General features: G+C 64.1%; 14 protein-coding genes. 5 read left to right on the plus strand and 9 right to left on the minus strand.

What is annotated here, in order from left to right; all coding sequences use genetic code 11:
- The 3 genes from gndA to O3306_RS19010 form a co-directional block, all read right to left on the minus strand.
- Nucleotides 1–1404, minus strand: coding sequence for an NADP-dependent phosphogluconate dehydrogenase (gene gndA / locus O3306_RS19000; protein ID WP_272010255.1), 1404 nt, complete (start codon nt 1402–1404; stop codon nt 1–3).
- A gap of 120 nt (nt 1405–1524) precedes the next feature.
- Entirely contained in the window at nt 1525–2451 is a 927-nt protein-coding gene (gene argF / locus O3306_RS19005; RefSeq protein WP_272010257.1) for an ornithine carbamoyltransferase, read from the minus strand.
- 65 nt (nt 2452–2516) lie between these two features.
- Complete coding sequence (locus O3306_RS19010) at nt 2517–3695, minus strand: aspartate aminotransferase family protein (protein WP_272010259.1); 1179 nt, start codon at nt 3693–3695, stop codon at nt 2517–2519.
- 287 nt (nt 3696–3982) lie between these two features.
- On the opposite strand from O3306_RS19010, the gene O3306_RS19015 reads away from it, so the two are divergent.
- Nucleotides 3983–4891: a DMT family transporter gene (locus O3306_RS19015; RefSeq protein ID WP_272010261.1), complete on the plus strand. Its 909-nt coding sequence runs from the start codon at nt 3983–3985 to the stop codon at nt 4889–4891.
- A 24-nt stretch (nt 4892–4915) separates the two neighbouring features.
- Here O3306_RS19015 and O3306_RS19020 read toward each other — a convergent pair whose 3' ends face one another.
- On the minus strand, nt 4916–5719 hold the full coding sequence (locus tag O3306_RS19020; RefSeq protein ID WP_272010263.1) for an ABC transporter permease: 804 nt from the start codon (nt 5717–5719) through the stop codon (nt 4916–4918).
- Nucleotides 5720–5859: 140 nt separating this feature from the next.
- Here O3306_RS19020 and O3306_RS19025 point away from each other — a divergent pair, with 140 nt between their 5' ends.
- Nucleotides 5860–6441: a GcrA family cell cycle regulator gene (locus O3306_RS19025; RefSeq protein ID WP_272010264.1), complete on the plus strand. Its 582-nt coding sequence runs from the start codon at nt 5860–5862 to the stop codon at nt 6439–6441.
- A gap of 289 nt (nt 6442–6730) precedes the next feature.
- Here the strand turns inward: O3306_RS19025 and O3306_RS19030 are convergent, their stop codons facing one another.
- Nucleotides 6731–8695 carry an AsmA family protein gene (locus O3306_RS19030; RefSeq protein WP_272010266.1) on the minus strand — a complete coding sequence of 655 codons (1965 nt, stop codon included), beginning with the start codon at nt 8693–8695 and terminating at the stop codon, nt 6731–6733.
- A gap of 106 nt (nt 8696–8801) precedes the next feature.
- On the opposite strand from O3306_RS19030, the gene rimO reads away from it, so the two are divergent.
- Both rimO and trhA read left to right on the plus strand, forming a co-directional pair.
- On the plus strand, nt 8802–10181 hold the full coding sequence (gene rimO, locus O3306_RS19035) for a 30S ribosomal protein S12 methylthiotransferase RimO (RefSeq protein ID WP_272010269.1): 1380 nt from the start codon (nt 8802–8804) through the stop codon (nt 10179–10181).
- A gap of 120 nt (nt 10182–10301) precedes the next feature.
- Nucleotides 10302–10943 (plus strand): PAQR family membrane homeostasis protein TrhA, encoded by a 642-nt coding sequence (trhA, locus tag O3306_RS19040; protein WP_272010271.1) that lies wholly within the window; start codon nt 10302–10304, stop codon nt 10941–10943.
- 18 nt (nt 10944–10961) lie between these two features.
- On the opposite strand, the gene O3306_RS19045 is transcribed toward trhA, so the two are convergent.
- The 3 genes from O3306_RS19045 to O3306_RS19055 all read right to left on the minus strand — a co-directional run bounded on the left by O3306_RS19045 (nt 10962) and on the right by O3306_RS19055 (nt 12406).
- Nucleotides 10962–11228 carry a DUF6455 family protein gene (locus tag O3306_RS19045; protein WP_272010273.1) on the minus strand — a complete coding sequence of 89 codons (267 nt, stop codon included), beginning with the start codon at nt 11226–11228 and terminating at the stop codon, nt 10962–10964.
- Nucleotides 11229–11312: 84 nt separating this feature from the next.
- Entirely contained in the window at nt 11313–11669 is a 357-nt protein-coding gene (locus tag O3306_RS19050; RefSeq protein WP_272010308.1) for a YigZ family protein, read from the minus strand.
- A 26-nt stretch (nt 11670–11695) separates the two neighbouring features.
- Complete coding sequence (locus O3306_RS19055) at nt 11696–12406, minus strand: M48 family metallopeptidase (RefSeq protein ID WP_272010275.1); 711 nt, start codon at nt 12404–12406, stop codon at nt 11696–11698.
- Between the two features lie 211 nt (nt 12407–12617).
- On the opposite strand from O3306_RS19055, the gene O3306_RS19060 reads away from it, so the two are divergent.
- Entirely contained in the window at nt 12618–12863 is a 246-nt protein-coding gene (locus tag O3306_RS19060; RefSeq protein WP_272010277.1) for a hypothetical protein, read from the plus strand.
- A gap of 27 nt (nt 12864–12890) precedes the next feature.
- Here the strand turns inward: O3306_RS19060 and O3306_RS19065 are convergent, their stop codons facing one another.
- Complete coding sequence (locus O3306_RS19065) at nt 12891–13148, minus strand: DUF167 domain-containing protein (RefSeq protein WP_272010279.1); 258 nt, start codon at nt 13146–13148, stop codon at nt 12891–12893.
- Nucleotides 13149–13187 lie beyond the last annotated feature (39 nt).

The following is a 13187-nucleotide window of genomic DNA, read 5'->3' on the forward strand; positions in this document are numbered from 1 at the left end:
TCAGTCCCACCAAGGGCCGTGGTGGCGGCCCTCCTGCCCCAGCCGTTCGAACCCGTGATAGCCGAAGAAATCGCGCTGCGCCTGAATGATGTTGGCGGTGCCATAACCCTGCCGCATGGTATCGAAAAACGCCAGTGCCGCGCCCAGCGCGGGCACCGCGTGCCCGCCCGCGACCGCCGCCGCAACCACCTGCCGCAGCGCTGGCAGGCACTTCTCCAGAATCTGCGTCATCTTCGGCGCGAGGATCAGTTGCCCTTCGGCCAGATCGCCACCACGGAATGCCTCGGAAATATCGTCAAGCAGCGCCGAGCGGATGATGCAGCCCGCGCGCCAGACCTCGGCGATGCGCGCGAAATCGAGGGTCCAGTCATATTCCTGCGACGCCGATGCGAGGATGCGGAACCCCTGCGCATAGCCCAGAATGCGCGCCGCCAGAAACGCCTCTGCCAGCGTGTCATCGCTCAGCTCCAAAGCGCCGCGAGTGCCGCCCAGAATCCGCTCTGCCGCCATGCGCACGGTTTTTTCCGACGACCAACTGCGCGCGCCCACCGCCGCCTCGATCATGTTGGCCGATTGGCCAAGGCGCACGGCCTCGACCACGGTCCAGCGCCCGGTGCCCTTCTGGCCTGCCGCGTCCTTGATCACGTCAACCATCGGGTGCCCGGATTCGGGATCGGCATAGGTCAGGACCTTGGCGGTGATTTCGATCAGGTAGGATTTCAGACGCCCCTGATCCCAGCGCGCGAACATCGCGCCGATTTCCGAAGGCGTGCGCGCCGCGCCATAGCGCAACAGGCCGTAAACCTCTGCAATCATTTGCATATCGGCGTATTCAATGCCGTTATGCACCGTCTTGACGAAATGCCCGGCCCCGTCCGGCCCCAGATGATCGACACAAGGATCGCCCTCGAACCGCGCGGCGATGGCGCGCAGGATCGGTTTGAGTTGCTGCCAGCTGTGATCGCTGCCACCGACCATCATAGACGGCCCGTGGCGCGCGCCCTTTTCCCCGCCCGAGACGCCCATGCCAACGAAATGCAGATCACGTTCGGCCAATTCAGCCGCGCGGCGACGGGTGGCGTGGAAATCGGCATTGCCGCCGTCAATGATCGTATCGCCCGGCTCCAGCAGCGGCGCAATGGTGCCGATCATCGCATCCATCGGCGCGCCCGACGGGATCATGAAGAGAATGATGCGCGGTGTTTTCAGACTGGCCACGAAGGCGTCCAGCTCTTCCTTGGGGTGCAGCCTTTCGGCCAGCGGCCCGGCCTCCTTGACGAAGGCGGTGATCCACTCCCGCTCGCGATTTGTCACGGCCACGTCAAAGCCGTGCTCGGCCATGTTCAGCGCCAGCGCGCTGCCCATCGTCCCCAACCCGTATACACCAATCTGTGCTTCGGACATGAAGCTACCCCGCTCTTGTCGATGTCAGGCTAGGCCGTGTGCGGGGAAATGCAAGCACCGAGCACAGCCGCGGGCATGATAGATGTTTCGCGAAAAATGTTTTCACCCGATCGCTGGGCATCAAAGCCCCAGGCACCAGCGCACCACCGCCTTTTGCGCATGCAGGCGGTTTTCGGCCTCGTCAAAAACAACCGAATGCGGCCCGTCCATCACGGCGCTTGTCGCCTCTTCCTCGCGATGTGCGGGCAGGCAATGCATGAAGAGCGCATCGGGCTTGGCAAGGGCCATCAGCGCATCGTTCACCTGGTAGGGGCGCAGCATGTTGTGGCGGCGTTCCTTGGCGGACTGGGTGTCATGCATGCTGACCCATGTGTCGGTGACTACCAGATCGGCCCCCTCCACCGCCTTTCGCGGATCACGCTCGATCTCGATCTTGCTGCCTGCGCGGCGGGCCATCCCGATGAATTCGGCCTCGGGGTCCAGTTGTGCGGGGCCCGTGAACGTCAGGTCGAACCCGAACTGCGCCGCGGCATGCAGGAAGGACGCGCAGACATTGTTGCCGTCACCGGACCAGACGACTTTCTTGCCCTTGATGGGGCCGCGATGTTCTTCGTAGGTCAGGATATCGGCCATGATCTGGCACGGGTGAGTGCGGTCGGTCAGCCCGTTGATGACCGGCACATCGGCATATTCCGCCATTTCGATCAGCACCGATTCGTCAAAGGTGCGGATCATGATCAGATCCACGTAGCGGCTGAGCACGCGCGCGGTGTCGGCAATCGTCTCGCCGTGGCCCAGTTGCATCTCGGAGCCTGTCAGCAGCATCGTCTGGCCGCCCATCTGGCGCACACCCACGTCGAAGCTGACGCGCGTGCGGGTCGATGGCTTCTCGAAAATCAGCGCGACCATGTGGCCCGAGAGGGGCTGTTCATCATCGGCCATCCCGCGCGGGCGGCCCTTGCGGGCGGCTTTCATCGCAGCGGCATTGTCGATGATGCCGCGCAGGGCGGCAGGGTCGGTTTTGTGGATATCGAGGAAATGATTCATGCAATAGGTCCGTTTATTTTTTTCGAGAGCGCCGGGGGTTCCCCCCGGAGTCCCGGAGGATATTTTCAGCCAGCAGATGCCAGGGTGTCGGCGGCGGCGTTGAGGCGGTTGAACGCCTCTGCGATCTCCTCCTCGGTGATGTTGAGCGGCGGCAGCAGCCGTACCACGTTATCCGCTGCGGGCACGGTGCACAGCAGTTGGGTGTAGGCCGCATTCACCACATCCATGTTGGGCACCTTGCATTTGAGGCCCAGCATCAGCCCGCTACCGCGCACGGCTTCGAACACATCCGGATGGGCGGCGACGAGACCCTCGAGCTTTTGCCGGAAGAGACCGGCGCGGGCGCGCACGCCCTCAAGGAACGCAGGCTCTGCCACGATCTGCATCACCGCATTGCCCACCGCGCAGGCCAGTGGGTTGCCGCCATAGGTCGACCCGTGGGTGCCGGCTACCATCGCGCTGGCGGCATCTTCGCGCGCCAGCACCGCCCCGAGGGGGAAACCGCCGCCGATGCCCTTGGCCACCATCATGATATCGGGTTCGACCCCGGCCCATTCATGGGCAAAGAGCCGCCCGGTGCGGCCCATGCCGCATTGCACCTCGTCAAGGATCAGCAGGATGCCGTGCTCGTCGCACAGATCGCGCAGACCCTTGAGGCATTGATCCGGCAGCGGGCGGATACCGCCTTCGCCCTGCACCGGCTCGATCAGGATCGCCGCGGTTTTATCGGTGATGGCGGCGGTCAGCGCGTCATGGTCGCCCCATGGCAGATGGGTGAAGCCGGGCAGCAAGGGGCCAAAGCCCTTGGTCATTTTCTCGGACCCGGCGGCGGCAATGCCTGCGGCGGAGCGGCCGTGAAACGAGCCTTCGAAGGCGATGATCTCGGTGCGGTCGGGCTGGCCTGCGTCGTGGAAATGGCGGCGCGCCATCTTGACCGCCAGTTCGCACGCCTCGGTGCCTGAATTGGTGAAGAACACCGTGTCGGCAAATGTTGCCTCCACCAGCCGGTCTGCCAGTTCCTGCTGTTGCGGGATCTGGTAGAGGTTCGATGTATGCCACAGCTGCCCCGCCTGCGCGGTCAGTGCCGCCACCAGCACCGGGTGCGCATGGCCCAGCGCATTGACCGCGATGCCCGCCGCCAGATCAAGAAAACGTCGGCCATCCGCCTCGATCAGCCAGCTGCCCTCGCCTTTGACAAAGCTGAGCGGCGCACGGTTATAGGTCGGCAGGACGGAGGTGATCATGAAAGCGATCCTTTGAAGAGAGCAAGACGCAGACCCGGTGTCAGGCGACCTGCGGCAAGGTCAATGAAATCAGATGGGACACGGGGGTGCAAGACGGGGGGACAAGACGCGGGCGAGACCGATGGTCAGCTGCGTCGACGTCGGGCCCACGAGGGGCTGCATAGGGCAAATTCTGTACACATGGCGGTTGGAATAGACCGTTTGTCGCTGTCCGCAAAGCAAAATCTGCCACCGGGCGTGAATTGATGCTTGCTCCGGCGGGGCGCTCATTGCACATGCTGCGCGCCATGATGATCCCACGCGCACAGAACCCCGGCCTCGCGGCCCTGCTGACATTGCTGGCCGCAGCGCTGGCGGCGGGCACGACCTTGCTGGCCAAGGCGCTGGGGACCGGCACGCTGGGCGCGCAGGTTCTGGGGCCGCCGATGCATGCGCTGCAGATCAGCCACGGGCGGTTTGCCTTCGCGCTTCTGAGCCTCGCGCTGGCGGCTGCAGTCCTGCGCCCGCAATTCGTGCGCCCGGCGCTGGGGCTGCATGTGACGCGTTCTGCGCTCGGCTTTGGCGGGGTCACGCTGATGTTCGCGGCCGCCGCGTTCATTCCGCTGTCGGATGCCACCGCGATCAGCTTTCTCAACCCGGTCTTCGGCATGATGCTGGCGATCCCGCTGCTGGGCGAACGGGTCGGTCCGGTGCGCTGGGCGGCGGCGGTGATCGCGCTGATCGGCGCGGCGGTCCTGACTCGGCCCGGCACGGAAAGCCTGCAAACCGGGGCGCTGCTGGCGCTGGGTGCGGCGGCGCTGCTGGGTGCGGAACTGATCGCAACCAAGAAACTCGCGGGGCGCGAGGCGCCGATGCAGGTGCTGCTGGTCAACAACGTGATCGGCGCCATGATCGCGACGCTGGCCGTGATCCCGGTCTGGCAGACGCCCACCGCGCCGCAATGGGCTGCGCTGGCGGGGATCGGCGTGCTGATGGCCGGCGCGCAGGCCTGCTTCATCAACGCGATGGCGCGCGCCGATGCCAGCTATGTCGCGCCGTTCTTTTACGCCGCGCTGGTGTTTGCCGCGCTTTATGATTTCGCGTTCTTCGGTGTGCAGCCCGATCTGATCTCGATCTCGGGCGGGGCGATCATCCTGAGCGGCGCGGGCCTTCTGGCGTGGCGGCAAGCACGGTTGCGCGCGCCCAAATCGGTGTGAAGTGGGGCACGCCTGCCCGCCCCCTTACGCCTTGAGCCGGTAGCCCCGGTGGAACATCGCCCAGGCCAACAGACAGATCGCCAGCGTGGCCGCGCCTGCCACCAACGCCCCCAGCGCGGGCGAGCTGTCCGACACGCCCAGAACGCTGTAGCGCAACCCGTCGATCAGGTAGAAGATCGGGTTGAAATGGGTGATCGTGCGCAGGACCGGCGGCAGCGCATCGACCGAGTAGAACGTCCCCGACAGGAAGGCGAGCGGTGTCACGATGAAATTGGTGATGGCCGCCATCTGGTCGAACTTGTTGGCATAGATGCCCGCCACCATTCCCAGAGCCCCCATCAGCGCCGAGCCCAGCACGACATATCCCAGCGCCATCAGCGGATGCTGCGGCACGATCCCCAGAAACAGCGCGACACCGATCAGGATCGCCACCGCCACCAGCAACCCGCGCCCGATGGCACCTGCCAGATAGCCCAGCACCAGTTCTGCCCCGCTGAGCGGCGGCATCAGCGTGTCGACGATATTGCCCTGCACCTTGCCGATCACGATCGACGACGACGTGTTGGCAAATGCGTTCTGGATCACTGTCATCATCGCGATTCCGGGCACGATGAAGGTGGTGAAATCGACCCCCATCACATCGCCCCGGCGCGGCCCGATCGCGATGGAAAAGATCAGCACGAACAGCCCCGCCGTCACCAGCGGCGCAAGAAGCGTCTGGGTCCAGACCGACCAGAAGCGCATGACTTCGCGCACCGCCAGCGTCCAAAGACCGAGCCAGTTGACGCGACCAAAGCGGCGCGTGCCCATCGTGGTGTGTTGCATCATCTGCGACCTTCCTGTTCCAGGCGATTCGGTACCTTGTAACTCAGGCTCCAGTGATTAGAATAGGAAGCAAGAGAGTTACAGGGCGGCACGCATCCGACGTGACCGCCTTTTTGGGCCGTCTTTATGGATAAGGAACGCAAATGTCCTGGAGCGATGATCGCGTAGAACTGCTGAAAAAGATGTGGGGAGAGGGCCAGTCGGCCAGCCAGATCGCCAAGGAACTGGGTGGAGTGACCCGCAACGCGGTGATCGGCAAGGTGCATCGTCTGGGCCTGTCGAACCGCAATGGCGGCGGCGGCACCGCCCCTGCGGCAGAGGCCAAGGCCAAGCCGGCAGCCAAGCCCGCGGCGAAACCCGCAGCCAAGGCCAAACCCGCCACCAAACCCGAGCCGCAGCCCGAGCCGGAGCCTGAAAAGCCCGCCGCACCGCCGGTGACCCGGATCAAGCCGATCATTCCCGCGGGGCAGCCACTGCCGCCGCAGCCTTCGACCAACGAGATCGACCCCAAGGCACTGGCCAAGGTCAACGAGATCGAGAAGAAGGCCAAGCGGCTGGACCTGATGGAATTGACATCGCGCACCTGCAAATGGCCGGTAGGTGATCCGGCCACTGACGATTTCTGGTTCTGCGGCCTGCCGGTGCAGGCAGGCAAGCCCTATTGCGAGGCGCATGTGGGCGTCGCGTTCCAGCCCATGAGCAGCCGCCGCGACCGTCGGCGCTGAGCTGCACTGCCGCATCCGCCCTTGCGGGCGTCTTCTGCGTAGCCGTCCGCGGCTGCGGGGATTTTCTGCAAGGGGCCTCGGGCGTGCGGCCGAATTAAATCTCGGCCAGTTGATGGACGACATGCAAATCCGCAGGGCGATCGGGCGGGCGGGCATCTCTTACACGACAAATGTGCAAAGCCGCGCCGCGCAGCCGACCGCCGGTTGATAGCCCTCACCGACCCGGATGGCCCGGCGTGCCTGCACGCTGCGGGCTCGGGTAGAGACAAGAGATCGAAGCCGGATCGCTTCAGTCAAAGAGCTTGAACAGCTCTTTCATCACCTCTTTTTCCACTTCCTTCTTGATCGTGTCTTCGACCGATTCGCCCTCTTCGACGGTCACGCCCAGTTCTTTCTCGATAAACTTGTTGACCTCTTTCTTGACCTCCTGCTTGACCTCTTTCTCAAGCTTTTCCTTTTCTTCCTTGAAATTGAGGTCAATCGCATCCTCGATATCGGGCCAGATCTTGGGGTTGGCCCAGGGGCCGCGGATCTTGACCGGAATGGCAAAGCCCTTGTTGCCGCCGCCTTCCAGCAGGACAGGCGTAAAGACATAGTCGATGTCCTGCGCGCCCAGGCCGATGCGCCCGCGCCCGGTGGCTGTTGCAAGGGGCATCGACATCTTCAGGTCATCGCCCTGCATGTTGCCATCCTTGATGGCAAAGCTGGCGCTCATTTCATCGAACACCGTGGTGCCGCCGGTGCCATTGCCAGAGCGCATCAGCTTGTCCAGATCGAAGCCGCTGATCACGCCGCGCCCGGTGGCCAGGCTGAGCGAGCCGCTGAGGCTGCGCATGATCGCGTCGATCGACCCGCCCACGCCGAGAAACTTGAGGCTCGCGCGCCCATTGGTGGCAAAGCGCGTGATCCCCGCCGCATCGGTCAGCAGACGTTCCATGTCGATGCCTGCCGCGCTCAGGTCGCCGCCCACCGACAGGCCGGACCGGTTGTTGACGACGAATTGCCCGGTGACGTTGCCGCCATAACCCTGCAACTCCTTGAACTGGAAGACCGCGCGCGACCGGTCCACCGTCGTCAGAATGCGCGTCGGGCCAAACTTCAGCGTGCCCAGGTCAAGGCTGCTGGCGCTCAGCGAAATTTCGCCATCCACCAGCCCCACGGCGCTGGCATCGATCGGCGCCTTGGACCAGCCATCACTGACGGCCGTGCCGCTTGTGCCGCCGCCATCGCCGCCGCCGCTCTCAAGTGCGCTGAAGTCCAGCGCGCCCGCTGCCAATTGCGCGGTTACGCGCGGCTTGGCACCGTCCAGGTAGATATCTGCCGCACCGCTCAGCCGGTTCTGATCCAGCGAAACCCCCAGATCGCGCAGCGAGATGCGCATGTCCTCGGTCACGGTCAGCCGTGTCGTGCCCTTGATCGCGCGACCGAAGCCTGCGGGAATGTCCGCGGCGCCAAGGCCCAGAGACGCCAGGAACTGGCTGGTACTCGTGAGGTCAAAGGTCAGGCTGCCATCGACCTGCGGCGCAGTACTGCCGCGCCCGTCGAAACTGGCAGTGCCGCCGCGCGTCGAGACGGTGGCGCGCAGGGCCGAGATCCCGCCCCCGATCAGCGTGCCGACCTTGTCCACGCGGCCCGAGATCTCGACCGGTTCGGGGCCGGGACGCAGCACCGCGTCAAAGGTCGCCTCCCCCTCGTAATCGGGCCAGCGCAGATCCAGCGCCATGCCGGCCATCGTGCTGCGCGTGCCCGCGCCGTGGTCGATGAAGGTCACGGAGGCATCGCGAATCAACGCCCGGTCCAGCGTCAGCGCCAGGCGGCGCGACGTGGCATTGCCGCCGCCAGCCGATTGCCCCGAAGGGGCCACGCCCTCGACCCCCAGCTCCCAGTTGACGCGGCCATCGCGGGCGCGTTCCAGTATGATGGTGGGTCCGACCGCCTCGAGCCCGGTGATGCGGATATCGCCGCCGAGCAGCGCCATCGGGTCAACGCCGACCTTGAAACTGTCGGCGCGCAGCATCGGCCCGGCATCCGACCAATCGGCGTTGGCGATGGTCGTGGCGCCCGTGCTGATGCCCAGAACCGGGTAAAAGCTGATGGTGGTATCGCCGGTCATCTCGACTCGGCGTCCCGTCATGGCGCTGATCTGATCTGCCGCGATCCGCGCGATCTTGTCGCCCGGCAGGAAAAACAGCGCCCCGACGGCGATCAGCACCGCAACGACGAGGATACCGACCACCTTGATTAGGAAATTCATACGCGCGCCTCACCTGTACTGCTCTCGCAGGTAATGTAGAACGCCGAGGAGGCATCAACAAGCATTGCCCCTTTCCGGAACGCGCCTGTCGCGTTATAGCGCGTCGATGAGCACAAATCCTCCCGATCTGCGCCCCGACCTGGCGCGCATGACGCTGACCGGCACCGGGCCGCGCCGCAGTAACCAACCCACCATCGGCATGGTCAGCCTCGGCTGCCCCAAGGCGCTGGTGGACAGCGAACGCATCCTGACCCGGCTGCGCGCCGAAGGCTATGCGATCTCTCCCGACTATACCGGCGCGGATGCGGTGATCGTGAACACCTGCGGGTTTCTCGATAGCGCCAAGGCCGAGAGCCTGGAAGCGATCGGTGAGGCACTGGATGAAAATGGCCGGGTGATCGTCACCGGCTGCCTTGGGGCCGAGCCCGAATACATCACCGGCGCGCATCCCCGGGTTCTGGCCGTGACCGGCCCGCACCAGTATGAACAGGTGCTTGATGCGGTCCATGCCGCCGTGCCGCCCGATCCCGATCCGTTTGTCGATCTGCTGCCGGCCAGCGGTGTGAGCCTGACACCGCGTCACTATTCTTATCTAAAGATTTCCGAAGGTTGCAACCACAAGTGCAAGTTCTGCATCATCCCGGACATGCGCGGCAAACTGGCCAGCCGCCCGGCCCATGCGGTGCTGCGCGAGGCGGAAAAGCTGGTCGAGAACGGCGTGCGCGAACTCTTGGTGATCAGCCAGGATACCTCGGCCTACGGCGTTGACATCAAGCACGCAGAGGCCAAGGGACACCGCGCGCATATCACCGATCTGGCGCGCGATCTGGGCAGCCTCGGCGCCTGGGTGCGGTTGCATTACGTCTATCCCTATCCGCATGTGCGCCAGTTGATCCCGCTGATGGCCGAGGGGCTGGTGCTGCCCTATCTCGATATCCCGTTCCAACACGCCCATCCGGATGTCCTGCGCCGCATGGCGCGGCCTGCCGCAGCCGCCAAGACGCTTGAAGAGATCGCCGCATGGCGTTCGATTTGCCCGGAAATTACCCTGCGCAGCACTTTCATCGTTGGCTATCCCGGCGAGACCGAGGCAGAGTTCCAGACCCTGCTGGACTGGCTGGACGAGGCACAACTCGACCGGGTCGGGTGCTTTCAATACGAAAACGTCGCGGGCGCGCGATCGAATGCGTTGCCGGACCATGTGCCGGACGATGTGAAGCAAGACCGCTGGGAACGATTCATGGAAAAAGCCCAAGGCATTTCTGTGGAAAAACTGGCGGCCAAGGTTGGCTCTGTGCAAGAGGTGATCATCGACGAAATCGACGCCGACGGCATCGCGACCTGCCGCACCCGCGCCGACGCCCCCGAGATCGACGGCAACCTCTTTATCGATGAAGGCACCGAGGGCCTGACCGTTGGTGACATCGTGCAGGTCGAAGTGGACGAGGCCGGAGAATATGATCTGTGGGGGGCGGTGCGCCCCTGAGATTGCCCCCTGCGGAACCAGAGATGCCAAAAAGTCCGCATTGTTCATCAAATGGACACGATGAAGCCCGACAGTTGCCATTCCGCCATGCCTAGGTGAAGGTGAGGAGGCATGAGCAGAATGTCCTATCCACCGTATTCAAAGGCAGAACGCATCGCCGATGCGGCGATTCACGTGCTGGGCGTGAGCGCGGCCATGGTGGGAATCGCGATATTGTTCATCTCGACACATGACCGGATGGAATGGAGCGTCTTGACCGCCACGGCCGTCTACTCGGCTGCGTTGCTGGTAATGCTGAGCGCGTCGGCGGCCTATCACATCCTTGCGGACACGGCCGCACGCCCATTGCTGCGCCGGCTGGATCATGCGGCGATCTACCTCAAGATCGCGGGCACCTTCACGCCGCTGGCGGTCTTTCTGGGAACAGCCTTTGGCTACTTCCTGCTGCTGCTGGTCTGGGGGCTGGCGCTCTTGGGCGCACGCACCAAGCTGCGGATGGAGCGTGGTAAGATGACCACCGGCTGGATGCCCTACCTGGCGCTCGGCTGGCTGGGGGTCATGCTGTTCGTGCCGCTGGCCACTTCGCTGCCGGGCCTGAGCCTGTACCTGATCCTGCTGGGCGGATTGCTCTACACCGTCGGCATCATATTCTATTCTTGGGAAAAACTGCGCTATGCCAACGCCATCTGGCACGGCTTCGTGTTGGTGGCGTCGGGCTGTTTCTTTGTCGGGATCGGCCACGCCGTCGCGTCACCGATGTAGCCTGCGGTCAGCGCGTGGTCAGACCCGCTTGCCTGCCTTGAGCGCTTCGAATATCTCGGTGTTCCGGCAATATTCCGGCGGCGCGTCGGCCTCGCCCTCCTGCGCCGCCAGCCAGTGATTGCAGCCATCGGCATTGCTGCAACCTGTGCACCGCAGCACCGCATCGCCCAGCGTGTCAATCTGCATCTGCCCACGCATCAATTCTTCTTCCAGATCCAGCCCGACCACCCGTGACATGCGGTCGACAAGTTCCGCGTGCCGTCTCAGTGTTTTGGGATTCGTCATGGGGTCTCTCCTCCGCACGGCGCAGGGATGCCGCGCCTTGAAGACCACCGTAGAGCCCGCCGGATAGGCAAACTTTGACATACATCAAAGCGCCAGGTCATCCAGATAGGCGCGCACGCAGTCCTGCACATGCCGGAAACGGTCGCCGCCAAGATGCTTGCCGCCATACCAGCGGGTGACGATCACGACGTGATCGTGCAGCGCCTCGCGCTCCAACATGCGCAGGATCACCATGCCGGCACCGGACTCGCCATCATCGGATTTCAGCGGCGTACCATCCGCTAGCAGCAGCCCCCAGCTGTTATGGGTCGCCTTGGCGAATTTCTTGGCGCGTTTCAGTTCCTTGAGAACCGCATCGACCTCATCGGGGGTGCTGGCGGGCGCCCCCGATACCGCGTATTTCGAACCCCGATCGCTGATCACGCCGGTCAGTTGCCGGATCACCGGGCTGCTGCGGGCCGCCGGGCTCACAGGCTGTCATTCACCCGCCGCACCGTCTCGATCCGCTTGGCGTTGGGCGGGTGGGTGCCCAGAAACCGGTCGCCCGGATCGGCAATCTGGGTAAAGAACTCGGCACCGCGCACAGGATTGTAGCCCGCGCGTTTGGTGATGACCGTGCCCAGTGCATCGGCTTCCAGCTCGAAATCCTTGGAATAGCTGCGCGCGCCGACCGTGGCGCCCAGATCCGACGCGCTCTGAACCGCGCCCTGGCTGGCACCGGTGATTGCCGCCAGCCCGCCCAGAATGATCGCGCCGGCCATCGCATTGCTCTGCTGGCGCGCGAGATGGCCTGCGATGTGGTGCGCTGCCTCGTGCCCCATGACAAAAGCGAGCTCGTCACGATTGCGCACGCTGCCGATCAGCGCAAGGTTGAAGGCGAGGATCGGCCGGCCGGACTTGTCCACCGTCTGAAATGCGTTGGGCGGCTGATTCGGGCGGTCATCGACAACGATACGGAAATCGCAGTTCAGCCCCTTGGTGCGGGCGATACATTCGCGCTCGGCCACCGGCTCGACATCGGCGACGACGGATTTGAACTGCGCCACGGCGGCACTTGACGGCATGATGTTCGCGCTCGGCGCGGCGGTTTTGCCGGGTTGCTGGGATGGGCTGGACGTGGTGGTGACGTCGCCGCAGGCGGACAATGCCATCAGGCACAAAAGGGCAATCTTGCGCATGCTCTACCTCGTGATCCTCTCCACTATGCCGCGTCCGACCTGAGCCGCTCAGATCATGCAGGACGCGCGCACGGCTCTTGTTGCTTCGATGTGTTTTGCGAAACCCACCGTGTTTGGCACCATTCTACCCAGCCATGACAAAGAGGGCCAGTGCGTTCAGCGATGCAGAACCGCATCTTGCAAACACCCGCCACTGCGCTAGGGTTCCCACATGTTTTCCATCGAACACGAATTCGACGCAACCGTGATCACCCTTGTTGACGAGGGGGCCGCGCCGCTGGCCGAGGACGTGGTGATAAACGCGTTCGAGGAATGTATCACGGTCGAGCAATACGATCCCCGCACCGACCAGACCCTGCGCGTAACGCTGACGATCAGCCAGATGCGCGATCTGGCGGCGGCGCTGAACCTGCCCGAGGGGGTCTATAACCTGCAACCAGCACCACCAAAGCGCTGAACCTGCTGCGCGGACAGGCAGCGCGTGTCACGGCTCGATGCGAAACACCTTGTCGCGCGCGGTGTCGCCCCGCAGCAAGGTCAGGCGCGATTTGGGCACGCCCAGCGCCTTGGATAGCAGCCGGGTGATGGCGGCGTTGGCTTTTCCCCCTTCGGGGACCACGGTGACATAGACCCGCAGCACCTGACCATCGACGACGATCCGGTTGCGCGCCGCCTTCGTGGTCGCGCGAATGGTCAACTGCGTACCGGGGGCGGCGAGGTGTGACAGATCGGGGATATCCATCCCGCTTCCTTAGCGTATCCCGGCAAGCCCGAAAAGCCA

The sequence above is a fragment of the Roseovarius sp. ZX-A-9 genome (assembly GCF_028369135.1).
GTDB lineage: Bacteria > Pseudomonadota > Alphaproteobacteria > Rhodobacterales > Rhodobacteraceae > Roseovarius.

Bases quoted from the DNA above. Each gene is read 5' to 3' on its own strand.
- gndA (WP_272010255.1), bottom strand. From the start codon at position 1,404: ATGTCCGAAGCACAGATTGGTGTATACGGGTTGGGGACGATGGGCAGC.
- argF (WP_272010257.1), bottom strand. From the start codon at position 2,451: ATGAATCATTTCCTCGATATCCACAAAACCGACCCTGCCGCCCTGCGC.
- O3306_RS19010 (WP_272010259.1), bottom strand. From the start codon at position 3,695: ATGATCACCTCCGTCCTGCCGACCTATAACCGTGCGCCGCTCAGCTTT.
- O3306_RS19015 (WP_272010261.1), top strand. From the start codon at position 3,983: ATGATGATCCCACGCGCACAGAACCCCGGCCTCGCGGCCCTGCTGACA.
- O3306_RS19020 (WP_272010263.1), bottom strand. From the start codon at position 5,719: ATGATGCAACACACCACGATGGGCACGCGCCGCTTTGGTCGCGTCAAC.
- O3306_RS19025 (WP_272010264.1), top strand. From the start codon at position 5,860: ATGTCCTGGAGCGATGATCGCGTAGAACTGCTGAAAAAGATGTGGGGA.
- O3306_RS19030 (WP_272010266.1), bottom strand. From the start codon at position 8,695: ATGAATTTCCTAATCAAGGTGGTCGGTATCCTCGTCGTTGCGGTGCTG.
- rimO (WP_272010269.1), top strand. From the start codon at position 8,802: ATGAGCACAAATCCTCCCGATCTGCGCCCCGACCTGGCGCGCATGACG.
- trhA (WP_272010271.1), top strand. From the start codon at position 10,302: ATGTCCTATCCACCGTATTCAAAGGCAGAACGCATCGCCGATGCGGCG.
- O3306_RS19045 (WP_272010273.1), bottom strand. From the start codon at position 11,228: ATGACGAATCCCAAAACACTGAGACGGCACGCGGAACTTGTCGACCGC.
- O3306_RS19055 (WP_272010275.1), bottom strand. From the start codon at position 12,406: ATGCGCAAGATTGCCCTTTTGTGCCTGATGGCATTGTCCGCCTGCGGC.
- O3306_RS19060 (WP_272010277.1), top strand. From the start codon at position 12,618: ATGTTTTCCATCGAACACGAATTCGACGCAACCGTGATCACCCTTGTT.
- O3306_RS19065 (WP_272010279.1), bottom strand. From the start codon at position 13,148: ATGGATATCCCCGATCTGTCACACCTCGCCGCCCCCGGTACGCAGTTG.